General features: G+C 63.1%; 12 protein-coding genes and 2 pseudogenes. 5 read left to right on the top strand and 9 right to left on the bottom strand.

Annotated elements, in window-relative coordinates:
- Positions 1-174: 174 nt before the first annotated feature.
- Complete coding sequence (locus tag LRS56_06570) at positions 175-387, bottom strand: hypothetical protein (protein WDU64161.1); 213 nt, start codon at positions 385-387, stop codon at positions 175-177.
- Positions 388-896: 509 nt separating this feature from the next.
- Between LRS56_06570 and LRS56_06565 the strand changes: the two are divergent.
- Positions 897-3,649: pseudogene (locus LRS56_06565) on the top strand (glycoside hydrolase family 3 C-terminal domain-containing protein).
- Positions 3,650-3,795: 146 nt separating this feature from the next.
- On the opposite strand, the gene LRS56_06560 reads toward LRS56_06565, so the two are convergent.
- Together LRS56_06560 and LRS56_06555 are read right to left on the bottom strand one after the other, a co-directional pair.
- Positions 3,796-4,410: a TetR/AcrR family transcriptional regulator gene (locus LRS56_06560; protein WDU64160.1), complete on the bottom strand. Its 615-nt coding sequence runs from the start codon at positions 4,408-4,410 to the stop codon at positions 3,796-3,798.
- A gap of 62 nt (positions 4,411-4,472) precedes the next feature.
- Positions 4,473-5,513, bottom strand: coding sequence for a LacI family DNA-binding transcriptional regulator (locus LRS56_06555; GenBank protein ID WDU64159.1), 1,041 nt, complete (start codon positions 5,511-5,513; stop codon positions 4,473-4,475).
- Positions 5,514-5,722: 209 nt separating this feature from the next.
- Between LRS56_06555 and LRS56_06550 the strand changes: the two genes are divergently transcribed.
- Genes LRS56_06550 through LRS56_06540 form a run of 3 tightly spaced genes read left to right on the top strand, consistent with a single transcriptional unit; the run spans position 5,723 to position 10,169 of the window.
- Positions 5,723-7,906, top strand: coding sequence for a TonB-dependent receptor (locus LRS56_06550; GenBank protein ID WDU64158.1), 2,184 nt, complete (start codon positions 5,723-5,725; stop codon positions 7,904-7,906).
- 2 nt (positions 7,907-7,908) lie between these two features.
- The gene (locus LRS56_06545; GenBank protein ID WDU64157.1) at positions 7,909-9,240 is read left to right on the top strand and encodes an LLM class flavin-dependent oxidoreductase; all 1,332 of its coding nucleotides are present in this window, start codon (positions 7,909-7,911) and stop codon (positions 9,238-9,240) included.
- Positions 9,237-10,169 carry a sulfonate ABC transporter substrate-binding protein gene (locus tag LRS56_06540; protein ID WDU64156.1) on the top strand — a complete coding sequence of 311 codons (933 nt, stop codon included), beginning with the start codon at positions 9,237-9,239 and terminating at the stop codon, positions 10,167-10,169. Before LRS56_06545 ends, LRS56_06540 begins: the two co-directional genes overlap by 4 nt.
- A gap of 113 nt (positions 10,170-10,282) precedes the next feature.
- Here the strand turns inward: LRS56_06540 and fecE are convergent, their stop codons facing one another.
- The 6 genes and pseudogenes from fecE to LRS56_06510 form a co-directional block, all read right to left on the bottom strand.
- A complete protein-coding gene (gene fecE / locus LRS56_06535) occupies positions 10,283-11,074 on the bottom strand; it encodes a Fe(3+) dicitrate ABC transporter ATP-binding protein FecE (protein ID WDU64155.1) in 792 nt (263 codons plus the stop codon).
- A 4-nt stretch (positions 11,075-11,078) separates the two neighbouring features.
- Entirely contained in the window at positions 11,079-12,047 is a 969-nt protein-coding gene (locus tag LRS56_06530; GenBank protein WDU64154.1) for an iron chelate uptake ABC transporter family permease subunit, read from the bottom strand.
- Positions 12,044-13,033, bottom strand: coding sequence for an iron-dicitrate ABC transporter permease FecC (fecC, locus tag LRS56_06525; protein WDU64153.1), 990 nt, complete (start codon positions 13,031-13,033; stop codon positions 12,044-12,046). Before fecC ends, LRS56_06530 begins: the two co-directional genes overlap by 4 nt.
- A 2-nt stretch (positions 13,034-13,035) precedes the next feature.
- On the bottom strand, positions 13,036-13,956 hold the full coding sequence (locus LRS56_06520; GenBank protein ID WDU64152.1) for a Fe(3+) dicitrate ABC transporter substrate-binding protein FecB: 921 nt from the start codon (positions 13,954-13,956) through the stop codon (positions 13,036-13,038).
- A 219-nt stretch (positions 13,957-14,175) separates the two neighbouring features.
- A complete protein-coding gene (locus LRS56_06515) occupies positions 14,176-16,581 on the bottom strand; it encodes a TonB-dependent receptor (protein WDU64151.1) in 2,406 nt (801 codons plus the stop codon).
- 90 nt (positions 16,582-16,671) lie between these two features.
- Positions 16,672-17,153: pseudogene (locus LRS56_06510) on the bottom strand (Lrp/AsnC family transcriptional regulator).
- A gap of 118 nt (positions 17,154-17,271) precedes the next feature.
- Here LRS56_06510 and LRS56_06505 point away from each other — a divergent pair.
- The gene (locus LRS56_06505; protein WDU64150.1) at positions 17,272-18,672 is read left to right on the top strand and encodes an L-lactate permease; all 1,401 of its coding nucleotides are present in this window, start codon (positions 17,272-17,274) and stop codon (positions 18,670-18,672) included.

The following is an 18,672-nucleotide window of genomic DNA, read 5'->3' as shown; positions in this document are numbered from 1 at the left end:
GCAGGCGTCGATGGGGGTTGAGGGGGCTGGGCATGGGCGGCTATCTGAGGGGCTATGTAGAAACCCTTGTGGGAGCGGGCTTGCTCGCGAAGGCGGTGGGTCAGTCGATGAATTTGTAGACTGGAACACCGCCTTCGCGAGCAAGCCCGCTCCCACCCGGAACTGCGGTTGCCGTTAGTTGGACGTCTTGGACGTAGTCAGCGGCCGCCCACCCTTGGTGGTTTCAGCCTTCTGTTTCTTCACAGCCTTGGCGTCGTGGGTCTGGGTCAGCACCGTGGAATCAGTGGCCCCGGACTTCGCGTCAGCATCCGTGGACTCAGCCGCCATTGCCGCGCCACTTAGCGCAACGCCCAGTACAACACCGGCACCCAACAGGGAAATCTTCATCAACTTTCTCCAGATCAAAAACAGCAGATAGCCCAAGTGGCGCCTTGAACTCGGTCAAGACCCTACACCAAAGCATTGTGTATTACAGCCTGTATAAAACATGGCACTTTAGAACTATCGAGCAAAGCCACTAGTTCGCCATGCCTCGATAAATTTTCTTAAACCAATCGACTGGTAGGTTTAGCCTTAGTTCCGAAACGTAAGGAATTATTTCTTATTTCACGCAAAAATTAGCTTTTGTTTGACTTATAACCGCAAGAATTGCCTTAATTATGCGGTTTTAGCGGTTCAGAATGCCATCGCGTGATATCGCATAGACATCATCCACAACAATAATTAATACAATTATTACATTAATAAAACTGCGGATTTCGCCAAATAGTTGCAATTAGCCATCGGTTAAAAATTGCGATCAAGGGTAACTATTGCCCGTAAAAAAGTGACGAGCGTGCACGGCAACAGGCACTTCTCGGCGCCCACTATTGACTGAACAGTTGTCGGAGAGACCCATGAATAAACGCAAAATGATCGGTGCCCAGTCGGCGTTCGCCCTGCTGGCACTGGCCGTGTCCCAGGTGCATGCGGCCACCAGCCCCGCGCTGGATGAAGGCCGGGTAAGCCGTGCGGAAAAAGCCGCGGATAAAACCCTGGCGAAGATGACGATGGAAGAAAAACTCGCCTACATCGGCGGCACCGGTGGCTGGGACGTCAAGCCGCTGACCCGGTATGGCATCCCGCAGATTCACGGCGCCGATGGCGGCGTGGGCGTGCGTTATACCAGCGAAGGCAACGCCCAGGGCGTGGTGTACCCGTCGGGGCCGAACCTGGCGGCCAGCTGGAACCCGCGTCGCGCTATCGACCTGGGCCGCGCCCTGGGCTACGACACCGCCAGCGGCGGCTATCAGTTCGTCACCGGCCCCGGTGTGAACCTGTACCGCATGCCCTACAGCGGCCGTGCGTTCGAATACTTGTCCGGTGAAGACCCATTCCTGGGTGCCAGCCTGGGGCCGGCGGTGATCAACGGGATTCAGTCACGCGGGGTATGGGCCAACGCCAAGCATTTCGCCGCCAATGACCAGGAAAGCAACCGCTTCCACCTCAATGAAATCATCAGCGAGCGCGTGCTGCGCGAGATGACCCTGCCGCCGTTCGAATCCGCCTCGAAAAACAGCAAGGTCGCGATGATGATGTGCGCCTTCCAGAAGGTGAACGGCGAGTTCGCGTGCCAGAACAAGCACATCATGCGCGACATTCTGAAAACCGAATGGGGCTACCCGGGCTTCGTGCAGAGCGACTACAACGCAGTGGTCGACGGTTTGCCGGCAGCACAGGCCGGCACCGACCTGGACATGATGGGCTACCAGATGAACAGCACCATCCTCAAGCCGTACCTGGACAGTGGCGAACTGAGCAGCGCGACCATCGATGACAAGGTGCGGCGCATCCTCAAGCAGATCTACCTGTACAAGTTCGACAGCAAGGCCCCGCTCACCAGCCACAACATGAACAGCGCCACCAGCAACCGCACGGCGCTGAATGCCGCCCGCGAAGGCATTGTGCTGCTGAAGAACCAGAACAGCCTGTTGCCGCTGGACGCGAACAAGGTCAAACGCATTGCGGTGGTCGGCACCCTGGCCAAGTACGCGCCGCCTACCGGTTTCGGCAGCGCCAACGTGATGGCCGCCAATTACATCAGCGAACTGAGCGGCCTGCAGCAGCTGGCGCCTGGGGCCAAGGTCGAGTTTATCGACGGGCTGTCCCTGGATCCGGCGACGTCCAGCTGGACCCACGCCGACAAAGATGGCAACAGCGCCAAAGGCCTGAAGACCGAGTTCTTCAGCAACACCAACTGGTCCGGCGACCCGGCTGCCAGCCGTACCGATACCCATGTCGACCTCGACTGGTCCACCGACAGCCTGCCGGTGAATGGCGATACCGCTGCCACCTCGATTCGCTACAGCGGCCAGATCACTCCGACGGTCAGCGGCGAACAGGTGTTCAAGGTCCGCGCCGACGGTGCGGTACGCCTCTACGTCAACGGCAAAAAAGTCCTCGATAACGGTGACGGCAAGCCGCTGCCGAACAACAGCATTCCGCCGACCATCCCGGTGTTCGCCAAGGTCAACCTGGAAGCCGGCAAGCCGGTGGATATCAAGCTCGAATACTCACGCCGCAACGGCTACCTCTCGACCATGGGCGGCCTGGTGGGCGTGCAGATGAGCTGGGCATCGTTGGTTGCGCCGCAGGATCTGGCCCAGTACGACGCCGTGCTGGTGGCCGCCGGTAACAGCAACGAATACGAAGGCGAAGGCTTCGACCACAGCTTCGATTTGCCGGAGTACCAGAACCTGCTGATCCAGAGCATCGCCAAGGTCAACCCGAATACCGTGGTGACCCTGCACGGCGGTACCGGCTTGAAGATGAGCGACTGGATCGACCAGGCACCGGCCGCGCTGCATGCGTTCTACCCGGGCCAGAACGGCGGCCAGGCCCTGGCGGAGATCCTGCTGGGCAAGGTCAACCCATCGGCCAAGCTGCCGATCAGCATCGAACGCAACATCGAAGACAACCCGATCTACGCGACTTTCCCCAAGTTCGACAATCAGGAAACCCTGTCCGAGATGAGCTACAAGGACGACCTGTTCCTGGGCTATCGCGGCTACGAGAAAAAAGGCATCAAGCCGCTCTACCCGTTCGGCTATGGCTTGTCGTACACCACCTTCGGCTACAGCAACATCAGCGTGACCCTGGGGTGGCGGTGGCGGGTGCGCCGATCAAGGTGTCGTTCGACCTGGCCAACACCGGCAAGGTGGCGGGCGCCGAAGTCGCCGAGTTGTACGTGGGCCAGAACAACCCGAAAGTCGAGCGCGCCATCAAGGAGCTCAAGGGTTACAAGAAGGTGTTCTTGAAGCCTGGCGAGAGCAAGCGCGTGACCATCGAGCTGAATGATCGCTCGCTGGCCTACTACGACGTGGCGAGCAAGCAATGGGTGGTGGACGCCGACAGCTTCAACTTGTCGGTGGGCGCGTCCTCCCAGGACATTCGCCTGAACGCCAAGCTGGTCAACCCGTTCCGTCAGGAACTGTCGACCACCACCAGCAACCCGCTGCCGCGCTCGGCGCTCAATTCGACGCTGCGTGAGCTGCCACAGGTGAAAACCGGTGGTGTGCTGCACCAGAACGAAGGGGATAGCGGCACCAGTGAGGGTGATGGCTATGACATGAGCGATGACACTACCCAGGGCAGTGCTGCGGGTAACTGACGGGTAAAAGAGGTGCTTTGTGTGGGAGCGGGCTTGCTCGCGAAAGCGGTAGATCAGTTAAAGATACATCACTGAGACACCGCATTCGCGAGCAAGCCCGCTCCCACATTGGACCGTGCCCACTTTAGATTGCCAAATGGCCATCCTCAGGCCCTGATCGCCGCATCGACCCGCGCAATGTAGGTATCGAAACGCGCCACCAGGTCCACCTGTTCCGGAAAGCGCAGCCACTGGATCTGCAGGCCATCCATCATGGCCAGGATTTCTTCCACCAGCCCGGCGATGTCCACGTCGCTGCGCACCTCCCCCGCCGCCACCAGGTCGGCAAACTGCCCCTGCAAGCGTCGGTGTATCCCCGCATAGCGCTCCTGAAACCAGCTCCAGGCCGGTTGGGTGTCGAGCAGGCTTTCGGCATTCAAAATGGTAAAGGCGCGCACCACCCCAGGCGCGGTGGCGTTCGAACGGTTGATCGCCCGCAGGCTGCCGAGCAAGCCGGACAGTGATTTCTCGGCGCGCACTTCATCGGCAATCCGTTGGTTGACCTCATCTCGACGTTGCAGCACGCCCATCAGCAATGAAATCTTGCTGGGAAAGTGGTGCAGCAGGCCGGCCACGGAAATCCCCACAATCGCCGCCACCTGGGCCATCGAGGCGCCGCTGTAGCCTTCGAGGGAAAACACCTGCAGGGCCGCGTCCAGCAGCTCTTCGCGGCGTTTTTCACCTTTGGGGGCGCGACGGGTCTTGGGGGCGGGCTCGGTCATGGGAACATCCTTGTGGGCAGGCTTGCACCGTATCCAAATTGCCCCTGAGCCGCAAATAAAGCTCAGGCGCTTTCCCGTTCGATCAAGCGGCAGTCCAACAGGTTCAGGCGTTGTACCTCATCATCCACCGGCAATACCCCAAGGCTTTCCAGCACCCGTGTTGCCGCCAGCACGCCGATTTCCAGGGCCGGCGGCTTGATGGTGCTAAGGCTCGGCAACAGCATTTCGGCAAACGGATAATCGCCAAACCCGAGCACCGCACAGTCCTGCGGGATCTTAAGCCCCGCACGCTGCCCGGCCAGCAGGCCGCCGGCGGCCAGGTTGTCATTGGCGAAGAAGATCGCGTCGGGCGGCGTGGCGTGGTTCATCAGGGTTTCCATGGCCTGCTTGCCCGCCTCGAAAGGCGCACGGTCAGCGCCGGGGGCGAACACCCACGGCTGTACACCCAACTCGCTCAGGGTCGCGACAAATCCGTCACGCCGCTCCAGTGCGCTGAAGTCGCCCGTGGCGCTGTTCTGTACAAAGGCGATGCGCCGATAGCCCTTGCCATGCAGGTAGCGTGCGGCCGTGACGCCGACTTCATAGTGGGAAAAACCGATCTGCAACGGCTCGCGGGCGGGCACGTAGTCCCAGGTTTCCACCACCGGGATATCCGCGTCGGCGATCATCTTTTCGGTGCCTGCGCTGTGAAAGCGGCTGGTCAGCACCAGCGCCGCCGGCGACCAGCCGAGGAACGCACGCACCGCGCTTTCTTCCTGCTCGGCACTGAAGTAACTGGATGCCAGCAGCAGCTGATAACCATGACGGCTGAGGGTGTCGCTGAAGCCCTGAATCGTGTTGGCAAAGATCGGCCCCGAAATATTCGGGATCACCATCGCGACAATCCTGCCCCGCGCCGAAGCCAGCCCGCCGGCCACCAGGTTGGGCACATAACCCAGTTCGGCCACCACCGCGGCAATCCGCTCGCGCCGCTCGGGCGAGACCTGCTCCGGCTGGTTGAAATAGCGCGACACGGTAATCGCCGACACCCCGGCCTGGCGCGCCACGGTGTTCAGGGTGACGCGCCCGGCGCCACGGCGTTTGCGCGGTTTGTCTTCGCTCACGGAGTGATCCTGTTAAAAACCAAAAAGAATATAGGACTAATTTTTTAGTATTTGACGCTCTAAACCAGACCTACCAATAATGCCGATGTTAGCGCTAACAAAGCGCGTTGTCTGCTACTCGCTCGAGCGAATGCCCAAGACAGTTTTACAGGCGCTGACGGTCGCAAGAACCGCAGCGGTTCAGGGCATTCCTTTCGAGCGGACACAGCATGCACAAGCACACTCACTTACTCCTTCTGGCCGGTATGACCGCCCTGCCCCTGCCCGCAGCCTTTGCCGCTGACGAGCCGCAGGCCACCCTCCAAGCGGTGACGGTCACCGCCACGCGCCGCGAAGAGTCACTGCAAAAAGTCCCGGTGGCGGTCTCGGTGCTGGACGGCGAACAACTGGAGCGCGACAACCGCAACGGCGTGGCAAGCATCGCCCAGCAGGTGCCGTCGCTGAACTTCCGCACCGGCGCGTCGAACAAAGACACCTCGTTGTTTGTGCGCGGTGTGGGCACCATTTCCACCTCACCCGGCGTCGAGCCGACGGTGGCCACGGTGATCGACGGCGTGGTCTACGCCCGCCCCGGCCAGGCCACCCTCGACCTGCTGGACCTGGAGCGCATCGAGGTGCTGCGCGGCCCGCAAGGCACGCTGTTCGGCAAGAACGCCTCGGCCGGCGTGCTGAATATCACCAGCAAGGCGCCCACCGCCGAGACCCACGGCTACATCGACCAGTCGTACTACAGCGGCAATGAAAGCCGCACGCGTTTCGGCATCGGCGGCAGCCTGGTGCCGGATGTGCTCAAGGGTTCGATCAGCACGCTGTTCGGCAGCTACGACGGTAACGTCGATAACCAGCACAATGGCCAGGAGGTCAACGGCTACAACCACAAGGGCATTCGCGGCAAGCTGGAATTCACCCCGAATGACGACGTAAAACTGACCCTGATCGCCGACTACATGCAGTCCCACGACGACGCGCCGAATGGCGTGGTCAGCAAATCCCTGACCCCGGCGTTCAGCAATGCCCTGAGCCCGGTGCGCGCCTCCAGCGACAACCGCGACATCAACACCGACACCCGCAGCCATGTGGAGGATACCAACAAGGGCCTGTCCGCGCAGTTGGACTGGAACCTCGGTGACTACACCCTGACCTCGATCACTGCCTGGCGCGGCTGGGACAACACCCAGTACCAGGACGGCGACCGTCTCGGCACCGTAACCGCGGCCTTCCCCGGCACCGCCGACAAAGGTGAGCTGGCCTTCGACCAGTACTCCCAGGAACTGCGCCTGGCCTCGCCCAAAGGCGAGTTCCTGGAGTACGTCGGCGGCCTGTTCTATATGCACGGCAAGGACGAAGAGACTTACCAGCGTACGCTGACCACCACCACGCGCACCGACCGTGGCATCGCCGACTACAGCACCACCAGCGACAGCTACGCGGTATTCGGCGAAACCACGCTGAATTTCACCTCGCGCTTTCGCGGCATCGCCGGCCTGCGCTACACCCACGATGACCTGAAATACGATCACCGCCGCGTCTCCACCTCCGCCACCACCGTCAGCGGGATTCAACCGGCCACTTCCAGTTCCGGCTCGGTGGATGAAGACGGCTGGTCCGGCCGCCTCGGCGTGCAGTACGACCTCACGGACAACATCACCAGCTACCTCACCTATTCGCGTGGCTACAAAGGCCCGGCCTACAACGTGTTCTTCAATATGCAGCCGCGTGACACCGACGCGCTCAAGCCGGAAACCTCCAACACTTGGGAAGCCGGGATCAAGGCGACTGCCTGGAACAACCGCCTGACGACTAACCTGGCGGTGTTCCACAGCGACTACGACAACTACCAGGCGAACTTTTTCGACACCGTTGCCGGGCAAGTGGTGACCCGCCTGATCAACGCCGGCAGCGTCAGCACCGAAGGCGTCGAGCTGGATTACGCCTTGCAGGCCACCCAACAGCTGAAACTCTCCGGCGCCCTGGCCTACACGCGTGCACGCATCGATGAGTTCGCCTGCCCCGCCGGTGCGGCGGCCACCTGCAACGTGAATGGCAAACCGTTGCCCTACAGCCCGGACTGGAAAAGCTACGTGCGCGCCGACTACACGATCCCGCTGGATAACGGCCTGGACATCGAACTGGGCACCGACTACAGCTGGCAGAGCGAAGTGCAGTACGACATCAGCCAGAACGTCGACACCCAGCAAGGCGCCTACGGCATCTGGAACGCCAGCGTGGCCCTGGCCGACTACAGCAACGGCTGGCGCGTAGCTTTCCTGGCCAAGAACCTCGCCGACAAGTCCTACTCCCCGCTGCTGGCCAGCGGCGGCAATTACATCTACCGTGCCGTACCCCGTGACGATGAACGTTACTTCGGTGTGCAACTGCGCAAGGATTTCTAAGCATGAGCCGACAACTGACACTCGGCGCCTTCCTGATGGCCACCGGGCACCACGTGGCCGCCTGGCGCCACCCGGACGTACCGGCGAATGCCGGGCTGGATTTCGCCCAGTACAAACACCTGGCGCGGGTGGCCGAAGCGGCGAAATTCGATGCACTGTTCGTGGCCGACAGCATCGCCGCCGCCACCGGCGACGTCGCAAGCCGTATGGCGCGCTCGGATCATTTCGAGCCGCTCACCCTGCTCTCGGCGCTGAGTGCAGTGACCGAGCACATCGGCCTGATCGCCACCGCCACCACCAGCTACAACGAGCCCTACCATGTGGCGCGCAAATTCGCCTCGCTGGATCACCTGTCCGGCGGGCGAGCCGGCTGGAACCTGGTGACCTCGGATGCCGCCGCCGAAGCGCAGAATTTTGGTCGCGATGAACACCTCGGCCATGCTGAACGCTACAGCCGCGCCCGCGAGTTTCACCAGGTGGTGACCGGCCTGTGGGACAGCTGGGAGGACGATGCTTTCGTGCGCGACAAGGCCAGCGGCAACTATTACGACCCGGCGAAACTGCATGTGCTGGATCACGTCGGCGAACACTTTCAGGTCAAGGGCCCGCTGAATGTGGCGCGCTCGCCCCAGGGCCAGCCGGTGATCGTGCAGGCCGGCTCTTCCGAGGCCGGCCGCGAGCTGGCCGCGCAGACCGCCGAAGTGGTGTTTACCGCGCAGACGTCACTGGCGAATGCCCAGGCGTTTTATGCCGACCTCAAGGGGCGCTTGAGCCAGTACGGCCGCGAGGCGGATTCGCTGAAAATCATGCCGGGCGTGTTTGTGGTGGTCGGGCAGACCGAGGCCGAGGCACAAGCGAAGTTCGAGGCGTTCCAGGCCCTGGTGGAACCCGAGGTGGGCGTCGCTTTGCTGGGGCGCATGCTGGGCAATTTCGACCTGTCCGGCTACCCGCTGGACGGGCCGCTGCCGCCGCTGCCATTGACCGACAGCGGGCAACGCAGCCGCCAGCAACTGCTGAGCGAGCTGGCTGAGCGTGAACAGCTGACACTCGCGCAACTGGGTCGCCGGATCGCCGGTGGCCGTGGGCATTACAGCCTGATCGGCACGCCTGCGCAGATTGCCGATGAGCTGCAACACTGGTTCGAAAATGGCGCGGCCGATGGCTTCAATATACTGGTACCGCATTTGCCGGGCGGCTTGGAAGACTTTGCCCAGTGGGTGGTGCCGGAACTGCAACGACGCGGGCTGTTTCGCACGCAATACAGCGGTTCGACGCTGCGCGAAAATCTGGGTCTGGCACGCCCGGCCAATCGTTTTACCGAGGGCAAGGCATGAAATTTCCAGCACTGATAGTGGCCTTGCTGGCCGTGACTCAAACCGCCTGGGCCGCCGAGCCCGCCACCCTGCGCATCGGCTACCAGAAAGGCTCCATCGCCCTGGTGCTGGCCAAGGAGCATGGCCTGCTGGAAAAACGCTTCCCGCAGACGGCCGTGAAGTGGGTCGAATTCCCCGCCGGCCCGCAGATGCTCGAAGCCCTCAACGTCGGCGCGCTGGATGTGGGCTCCACGGGTGATATCCCGCCGCTGTTCGCCCAAGCCGCCGGTGCCGACCTGGTGTACATCGGCGCCGAGCCTCCCAAGCCGACGGCCGAGACCATTCTGGTGCGCAATGACAGCCCGCTGCAGTCGGTGGCGGACCTTAAGGGTAAGAAAGTCGCGTTCCAGAAAGGCTCCAGCTCCCACAACCTGATCCTGCGCGCCCTGAATAAAGCCGGGCTCAGCTACAAGGATATCCAGCCGGTGTACCTGCCCCCTGCGGACGCCCGCGCCGCGTTCGAACAAGGCAGCGTGGATGCCTGGGCCATCTGGGAACCCTACTCGTCTCTCGCCTTGAGCCAGAGCCCCAGCCATGTGCTGGCCAATGGCGAGGGCCTGGGGCTGTCGGGCCCGGTGTACACCGCACGGCGTGACTACGCCCAGGCCAATACGGCCTTTATCCATGATTTGCTCGGTGAACTCAGCGCCGCCGAAGCCCTCACCCGCAGCCAGCGTGAGGACAGCCTCAAGGTGCTGACGCGCTTTATGGGCCTGCCCAGCGAGGTGATCGCACGCTATATGGATAACCGCCCGCCGTCGCCGATTTTGCCGATCGACGACAAGATCATCCAGGCTCAGCAGGCGACAGCGGATTTGTTTTATCAGAATCGATTGTTGCCCAAAGCGATTGAGGTGAAGAAGGCTGTATGGCGCATTGAAACCCACTGAGATCCAAAATGTGGGAGCGGGCTTGCTCGCGAAGAGGGCGTGTCAGCCAATGCATCCTGTGACTGACACACCGCTTTCGCGAGCAAACCCGCTCCCACATTTTTTTGACCGGATCAGGCGTGATGGCGGGTGCTTTTTTCTACCACGCACATCGGCGTGCCGGACACCGGCTCATTGATGATCTGCACCTGCACCTCAAACACCTGGCGCATCAACTCGGCACTGATCACCTCCCCCGGCGCACCATCCGCCACCAGCCTGCCGCCCTGCATCACCGCCAAATGGTCGGCGTAGCGGCACGCCTGGTTGATATCGTGGAGCACGGTGATCACGGTCTTGCCTTCGGCGGCCAGTTCGCGCATCAGGTCGAGCAGTTCGACCTGGTGGCTGATGTCGAGGTAGGTGGTGGGTTCGTCGAGCAACACCACCGGCGCGTTCTGTGCCAACACCATCGCCAGCCAGGCGCGTTGGCGCTGGCCGCCGGAGAGGTCCGCCAGGGCGCGGTCGGCCAGGTTGTCCAGCGCCAGGCGCTGCATGGCCTGGGTCACATGGGACTGGTCGTTGCCGCTCAGTCGCCCCCACAGCGAGTTATGCGGGCTGCGGCCGTAGGCGACCAGCTGGCGCACGCTGACGCCTTCCGGCACCGGCAGCACCTGGGGCAAGAACGCGATCTGCCGCGCCAGCTGGCGGGCGGACAGGCTGGCATAGGGCTGGCCATCAAGGGTCAATTCACCCTGGGTCGGCTTGAGGATGCGCGCAAAGGTCTTGAGCAAGGTCGACTTGCCGCAGCCGTTGGGGCCGATCAGCGCGGTGACTTTGCCGGTGGGCGGCGCGAACGAGAGGCCCTGCACGATGCGCGTGGTGCCGTAGCCGATATCGAGTTGTTGCGCGTGGAGAATACTCATGGGATCAGCCCTTGAACCGTGCCAGCAACCAAAGAAAATACGGCGCACCAATCACCGCCGTGAGAACCCCCGCCGGGATTTCGCTGGGCGCGATCAAGGTGCGCCCGAGGGTGTCGGCCAGCACCAATAGCAGCGCGCCGATCAGCATCGCTGCCGGCAACAGGCACTGGTGATGCCCGCCCACCAGGCGCCGCGCCATATGCGGCGCCACCAGGCCGATAAAGCCGATCGGCCCGATCACACCCACGCCCAGGCTGGTGAGCAGCACCGCGCAGGCCATCGCCAGCCAGCGTGTACGGCCGAGTGCGGTGCCCAGGCTGTGGGCCGCTTCATCGCCCAGGGCAATCAGGTTCAACGGCTTGGCCAGGCACAACCCCAGCGGGATCAGCAGCAGAAACGGCAGCACCAACGCCACATGGTGCCAGTTGCGGCTCCACAGGCTGCCGGTCAGCGCGAGCAAGGCGGTGTTGATATCCAGCGGGTGGGACAGGATCAGAAACTCGGTGACGCTGGACAAGGTCACCGCAATCGCCACCCCGGACAGCGCAAAACGCACCCCGGAAAAACTCACGCCGGTGTTGTACAGCGCCAACAACAACGCACCACCAGCGCCGCCCAGGCACGCCACCAACGGCAGCCAGGCAATCGGCAGCTGCGGCCAGCCGATGATCGCCACGGTCAGCGCCAAACCGGCGCCTTGGGTCACGCCGAGGATCTCCGGCGAGGCCAGCGGGTTGCGGATCACGCCCTGCACAATCGCCCCGGCCAGGCCGAAGGCTGCCCCTGCGAGGATCGCGATCAGGCTGCGTGGCAGGCGGTGGTTCCACACTTCGAAGTCGAGGGCGTCGTGGGCCAACAGGCGCTCGAGTACGGTGGCGGGCTTGAGCCACAAGGTGCCGGCGCTGAGGCTGATAAACGTCGCCAGCAGCAACAAGCCGAGCAGCAACCCCAGGCGAAAACGTGGGCGAATCATAGGGCGCGCCTGGCAAGAAACAGAAAGAACGGTGCGCCGATCAAGGCAGTGACCACCCCCGCCGGGGTTTCCACCGGGAAGGCCACGGCGCGGCTGAGCAAGTCGGCGCCCAGCACGATCACCGCGCCCAAGGCCGCGCTCAGCGGGATCAGCCAACGGTAGTCATTGCCGAGAAACTGGCGAAGGATATTCGGCGCGATCAGCCCGACAAACCCAATCGGCCCCACCGCGCAGACACTCGCCCCCACCAGCAACAGGCTGGCGACAAACACCTGCAGGCGCAGGCTGGCGATGCCCACGCCCAACGAGCGGGCGGCGTCTTCGCCGAGGTTGATCAGGTTCAAGCGCGGCGCACACCACAGCGCCCACAGGCCGCCGATCAAGGTGCACGGCCAGAGCAATTGCACCTGGGCGGCACCGACGTTGGCCAGGGAACCGGCCAGCCAGCTCAACACGCTTTGCGCCTGCGCTTCGACCAGAATCACCGTGAGCCGGGTCAACGCGGCACACAACGCCGCGACGGCCACACCGGCCAATACCAGGCGCCCCTGGGCGGTGGTCGGCGACCAGGCACCGCCAAGGCTGAACACCGTGACCCAGGCCAGCGCGCCGCCCAGGCAGGTCATCAGCAATGCACCACCGGCAAACGGCGGCGCGACCAACCCGGTGGAAAACAACGCGAGCCCCAAGGCCGCCCCCGCCGTTACACCAAACAGCGAAGGCGATGCCAGGCGGTTGCGCGTGATGCCCTGCATCAGCGCACCGGCCAGGCCCAGGCAGGCCCCCACCAATGCCGCGCACACGGCGCGGGGCACGCGCAACTGGGCGACGATATACGCCATATTGCCGCCCACGCTGCCCTGATGCACCAGGCCATTCCAGGCGTCGGTCGCCGTGATGGTGAACGGCGACCAGCTGTACAGCGAGAGCCAGAATAACAAGGCGCCCAGCAGCACAATGCCGGTCGCGGCCAAACTGCGCTGCACGATTACTGGCTCAGTACGGCTTTGCCGCCCTTGAGAATCGCCAGGGCGTCTTCGGCGATCTGCTCCGAAGCCAATACGCCGCGATTGCGTGCCCAACTGTCGCCGTCGACTTCAGCGACATGCTGGCTACGCACCGCGCCGAGCACTTGCCACAGCGGCTGCTTGCTCCAGCTGTCGACAATGCTTGGGCGACGGTAATGGCCGACCAGCAACCAGCCTGGGTCGAGGGCCAGCAATTGCTCCAGGCTCACAAACTCAGTCGGGGCGGCGTTGGCGCGCACCGACGGCACCTTCAAACCGATGGCTCGCAGCACACTACCGGCATAGGAATCCGGCCCATGCACCGAGAAGCTGTCTTCCCGGGCCACACCGAACAACACGCTGGCACCGGCGGGGATCTGCGCGGCAATCTTTTTCAGGTTCTCGCGGTTCTGCGCGATGCGCGCTTGCATCTGCGGGCTTTTGCCCAGGGCCTTGCCGATCAGCTCGGCGGACGTGAGGCTGCCCTCATAGTCTTCGCCACGCGAGGGCAGCAACAGGGTCGGCGCAATGCTTGCCAGGTCGCTGTACAGCGCCTGATGGCGGTTGAGGTCGGCGACGATCAGGTCCGGCTTGAGCCGGGCGATTTCCTCGATGCTCGGCTGCGAGCGCAGGCCCACGGACTTCCATTGCCCGATGGCCTGGCGCACACGCGGCAGCACGCGGTTGGCATCGCCATCGTCGGCAGCGCCCACCGGGGTCACGTCAACCGCGGCCAGGCTGTCGAGAAAGGAAAACTCCAGCACCACCACACGCTTGGGCGCATCCGGCAGATGCACCGCGTGCTGGCCGTCGTTGAGGTCGATGGGTGCAGCGCTTAAGACGCTTGAAGAGAACGCCAGGAGGCAGGCGGCCAGGGTGGGGATGGAGCGCAGCATTCGCATGACAAGTACCTCGGCGTTAACACACCCCAGCGAGACAGGCTGGGGAAAACGGCGGGTACTATTCCATATCAGGGCGACGTGATCAAAAAACATTCTCATTAACGCTGAAAATCAGGTGTAGGAGCTGGCTTGCCTGCGATCGCGGTGGGTCAGCTCCAGATAGATTCGCTGATACACCGCTATCGCAGGCAAGCCAGCGCCTACATTTTTAATCGGCGTCTAGAAATCGACCGTGGCCGACAGCAGGTAGGTACGCGGTGTCGACAAGGTCAGCCCCGGCTCACTGTCATCCGAGGCGCCGGCCGAGCTCCAGTAGCGTTTATCGGCGACGTTCTCCACATTCGCACGCAGGGTGATGTGCTTGTCATCCACCTTGAACGCATACCGCGCGCCCACGTCGATCCGGTTCCAGGCGTCGATTTCCTTGACGTTGGACTGGTCCAGGTACTGCGAGCTTGAGTAGATGCCGCGGCTGGTCAGCGTCAGCCCTTCCAGGGTCGGTACATCCCATTCGGCGCCCAGGTTGACGTTGTACTTGGGCGTGGCCGGGGCACGGTTGCCGTCATAGGTGCCATTGGTGGTGTTCTGCAGTTCGCTGTCGATATACATCACGCCGCCGAGCAGGCGCACGCCTTTGAGCGGTTCACCGAACACACTCAGCTCCGCCCCGGTGTTCTGGCGCTTGCCGTTGGGGCCGAACACCGTAGTCACGGCATTGGTTTCGTAGGCAGGCTGCTTGATACGGAACACTGCGGCGGTCACGGCGAAGGCACCGGCGTCGTACTTGGCGCCCACTTCCACCTGGCGGCTGACAAACGGCGGGAAGATTTCATCGTCGTTGATCGAGGTCGACGGTGCGACCTTGCCCTGGCTCAAGCCTTCCATGTAGTTGGCGTACAGCGACAGCTTGTCGGTGGCCTTGAACAGCAAGCCACCGGACGGCGAGACTTTCTCTTCATCGTAGCCGGTAGGGCCTCTGACCCCATTGTTCCAGTCATCCACCTTGACCCGCTGCCAGCGCGCACCGAGGGTCAGCAACAGGCGGTCGTCGAAGAAGCCCAGGGTGTCGGACAACGCCACGCCGGTGGAGCGGTTCTCGGTATACACCTTCGGATCGGCGCGGGTGGCGACCGATGGCGTCAGCGTTTGCACCGGGTTATAGAGATTGCTGCGCCCATTCGCGTAGCGTGCGCCGCCGTTTTCAAAGTCCATGTAGAAGTAGGTGGCGGCCAGGTTGACCTCATGGCTCACCGGCCCGGTATGGAACCAGTTGCGCACACCAGCGGTGTAGGTGCGCACATTTTCATCGCGGGTGAAATCCCGCGGCGACACGGTGAAATCACCGGCCGCGTTGGTCACGGACACCGCATGGCGCAGGAAGTCGTGGTTACTTTTACGTGCGCCCACGCCGCCGTAGAGCATCACGTTATCGCTGAGGTCGTACTCGCCGTTGAACGTACCAAAGGTGTCGTTGGTGCTGGCCTTGCTCCAGGACTGCGCATAGTTGCGGCGCACATCGTTGGCACTCGGCACTGGTGCGGCGGCGGCCACCTGCACACGCTCCTGCGGGGCATCGGTGTCGCGCTCGGTGTGGCCGATATCGGTGGAAAGGCGCAGGCGCTCGCCACGAAAATCCAGGCCCAGCACGGCCATTTCACGGTCGACGCTCTGGTGGTCCCATTCGGTATCACCGGACTGCTTAACGCCGTTGAAGCGGATGCCGAACTTGTTGTCCTCGCCAAAGCGCCGCCCGATATCCACCGCGCCGCCCGCCTGGCTGTCGGAGGCCCAGTTGCCGGTAAACGAGTTGATGTCCTTGTCGGTGGCACGCTTGGGCACCACGTTGATCCCGCCGCCGACGCTGCCCCGCGGCGAAATACCATTAATCAGTTGGGTGGGACCTTTGAAGATGTCGACGCGGTCGGCCATTTCCATGTCGATGGTGTAGGTCGGCAGCACGCCGTACAGGCCGTTGTAGGCCACGTCACTGTTGAACAGGCTGAAGCCGCGAATGGTGAACTGTTCATAGCGCCCACCGGCCGGGTTGGTGGCGCGTACCGAAGGGTCGCTGGCGATCAGGTCGCCGAGGGTGCGCGCCTGCTGGTTTTTCACCGCCTCCTGGGTGTAGGTGGTCATGCTGAACGGGGTTTCCATGAAGTCCCGCGTGCCCAGCAAGCCTTGCGAACCGCGCCGCGCCACCTGACCACCGGCGTAGGTGTCGCCGTCGTAGAGGCCGGTGGTGCCGAGGATGGAGGTCGGTGCCAGTTCCAGGCTGCTGCCATCCGGCGCCGGCACCAGCATGTAGTCGCGCTCGCCCATCGGCTGCAGTTGCAGGCCCGAGCCTTGCAGCAGGCGGGCGAAGCCCTCTTCCACCGCGTACTCGCCGGATAAACCACTGCTGCTGCGCCCGCTGACCAGCGCCGGGTCGATGGACAGGTTAACCCCCGACAACCCCGCAAAACGGGTCAACGCCGCGCTCAGGCTGCCGGCCGGCACCTGGTAGCTGCGGCGGGCGGAGGTGTCTTCGGCATAGCTGACGGCGGCGAAGAGTGGGCTGGCGCTGAGGCTCAACATCAGGCTCAGTTTCAGCAACGGGCGCAAGCGCAAGGGTAGAACTGCGGACATTGGAGGAAGCTCTCGATTTTGTTCACTTACCTGGAATGACAGGCGAAGTGAAAAAAGGGGACAGGCTTCGACGAATCTTTTTAAAAAGCTTCAACCGACCGGCACTTCCAGCCCGACCTTGACCCGATCCAGCGCCACCAGGGTCTTGAACCACTTCACATTGGGGTTCTCGGCAAACAGCCGCCCGGCGAGTTCTGGTACTCCTGCATGCTGGCGACATTCAACACCAGCACGAAATCCACCTCACCGGCAACGTAGTAACACTGCTGCACCTGGGGCGCGCAGAAGCTCGCCTTGGTCGTGGTGAGTGCGTCGATGCTGGTGCGCTCCACGGACACCTCGGCAATGATGGTGATCGGCTTGCCGGCCTTGACCGGGTCGATCACCGCGACATTCGCGGTGATCACCCCGCCCTCCTCCATGCGCTTGAGGCGCCGCTGCACGGCGGCGGTGGAGAGGTTGACCTTCTCGGCCAGGGTGCGCAGGGGCAAAGCGTTGTCACGCTGCACCAGCGCCAGGATCGACCAGTCAAAGCCGTCCAGGTCCAGCAGGGCAGAAGCAGGTTTGGCCATTGGCACGCTCTCGACAGGGTGAGAAATTTTATCGAAAACAGCCTCGATTCAGAGACCAATGACGACCGGGACCTCAATACTATCCCAACTCCTTCGGCATGCAGCAATGGAGTGTCCCATGGCGTTTTTGATCCACCTGTCACCGGTGTTGCTGGTGATGTCGATGCTGATGGTTTTGCGCCGCCCGCCAGTGCAGGCGGCCATGGCCGGTGCAGGTCTGGTGGCGGTGTTGTGGTTGATGGATGGCTTTATGGCCAGTGCGGCGCTGGCCGCATTCAAAGACACGGCCGTATTGTTTGCCAGCACTGCGTTGGTGATCGTGCCGGGCCTGGCGTTTGTGATTCTGATCGAGCGCAGGGGCGTGAACCAGGCACTGGCCGAATGGGTGCAGGCGCTGGGGTTGAAGCGCGCCGAGCGGGTGATGTTTATCGTGCTGGGGCTGGCGCCGTTGCTGGAGGCCATGACCGGTTTCGGCGTGTCGCTGATCGCCACCGTGCCTTTGTTGCTGAGCCTGTTCGAGCGGCGCATTGCGCTGCGTGTGGCGCTGACCGGGATGGCGATCATGCCGTGGGGCACGCTGGGGTTGGCGACGGTGATCGGCGCGTCCCTGGCCCATGTGGAGGCGTCGACGCTGGCCGCCACCTCGGCGCTGACCAGCGCCCCGGTGTTTATCGCCCTCGCGGCACTGGCTTCATACCTCTGCGGCGTGGGTATCACCCGTGTACTCGTGGGCCTGGGGTTGCTGTTTCTGGCAGTGCTCTACGGCTTGAGCCGTTGGTTGGGCCCGGAGGTGGCCGGCGTGGGCGCGGGGCTGAGCGTCGCCGCCGCGACCTTGCTGCTGGCGCTGTATCGACGCCGCGGCGCAACGGCTCTGGCCTGGCCGCGCAGCGCCTGGCCGTACCTGGCGCTGATCATGTGCATCGTGCTGCTCAAGGCCCTCAACGCGCTGACCCACCTTGAAGACGCCTGGGTGGTGCGCGGCACGCACGTCGCCTGGAAACCCCTGGCGTCACCGGGCATCGCCTTGCTGCTGGTGCTGCTGTGGGTTCGTCGCGGTGGCGGCGATGGCCTGCTCGGCGCACTGGCGGTCCGGGCACGGCGGCCGTTGCTGACGATTCTGTTGTTCCTGGCCATGTCGCAGATGATGCTCAAGGCCGGCTTCCTCGACGGGCTGGTGCAGGTGCTGAGCGGGTTGCCCGACATGGCGGTTGTGCCCTTGGTGGCGCTGCTGGGCGGGCTGTCCGGCTATATGACCGGCTCGAATGTGGGCGGTAACGCGATCTTCATGCCGGCCGTGGCCTTGTTGCCCGAGGCCTCGCGCTGGCTGCTGGCCGCGCTGCAAAACAGCGCGGCCGGGCATGCCGCGCTGGGCTCGCTGTCGATTGTGATGCTGGTCCTGGGGCTGGCCAGGACCAGCCCCGAGGAAGAAGGCCAACTGGTGCGCTTCGGCTTCGGCCTGGCCTGCCTGAATACCGCACTGGTGGCCTTGGCGGGCGGGGTGTTGCTGGCGCTGCAGTAG

The sequence above is a fragment of the Pseudomonas poae genome (assembly GCA_028869255.1).
GTDB classification, from domain to species: domain Bacteria; phylum Pseudomonadota; class Gammaproteobacteria; order Pseudomonadales; family Pseudomonadaceae; genus Aquipseudomonas; species Aquipseudomonas poae_C.
This window is presented reverse-complemented; position numbering and strand designations above follow the sequence as displayed.

What these genes read in the sequence shown, in the direction of transcription:
- LRS56_06545 (WDU64157.1), top strand. Translation starts at nt 7,909, where the DNA reads ATGAGCCGACAACTGACACTCGGCGCCTTCCTGATGGCCACCGGGCAC.
- LRS56_06515 (WDU64151.1), bottom strand. Translation starts at nt 16,581, where the DNA reads ATGTCCGCAGTTCTACCCTTGCGCTTGCGCCCGTTGCTGAAACTGAGC.
- LRS56_06505 (WDU64150.1), top strand. Translation starts at nt 17,272, where the DNA reads ATGGCGTTTTTGATCCACCTGTCACCGGTGTTGCTGGTGATGTCGATG.
- LRS56_06540 (WDU64156.1), top strand. Translation starts at nt 9,237, where the DNA reads ATGAAATTTCCAGCACTGATAGTGGCCTTGCTGGCCGTGACTCAAACC.
- LRS56_06530 (WDU64154.1), bottom strand. Translation starts at nt 12,047, where the DNA reads ATGATTCGCCCACGTTTTCGCCTGGGGTTGCTGCTCGGCTTGTTGCTG.
- fecE (WDU64155.1), bottom strand. Translation starts at nt 11,074, where the DNA reads ATGAGTATTCTCCACGCGCAACAACTCGATATCGGCTACGGCACCACG.
- LRS56_06520 (WDU64152.1), bottom strand. Translation starts at nt 13,956, where the DNA reads ATGCGAATGCTGCGCTCCATCCCCACCCTGGCCGCCTGCCTCCTGGCG.
- LRS56_06570 (WDU64161.1), bottom strand. Translation starts at nt 387, where the DNA reads ATGAAGATTTCCCTGTTGGGTGCCGGTGTTGTACTGGGCGTTGCGCTA.
- LRS56_06550 (WDU64158.1), top strand. Translation starts at nt 5,723, where the DNA reads ATGCACAAGCACACTCACTTACTCCTTCTGGCCGGTATGACCGCCCTG.
- LRS56_06560 (WDU64160.1), bottom strand. Translation starts at nt 4,410, where the DNA reads ATGACCGAGCCCGCCCCCAAGACCCGTCGCGCCCCCAAAGGTGAAAAA.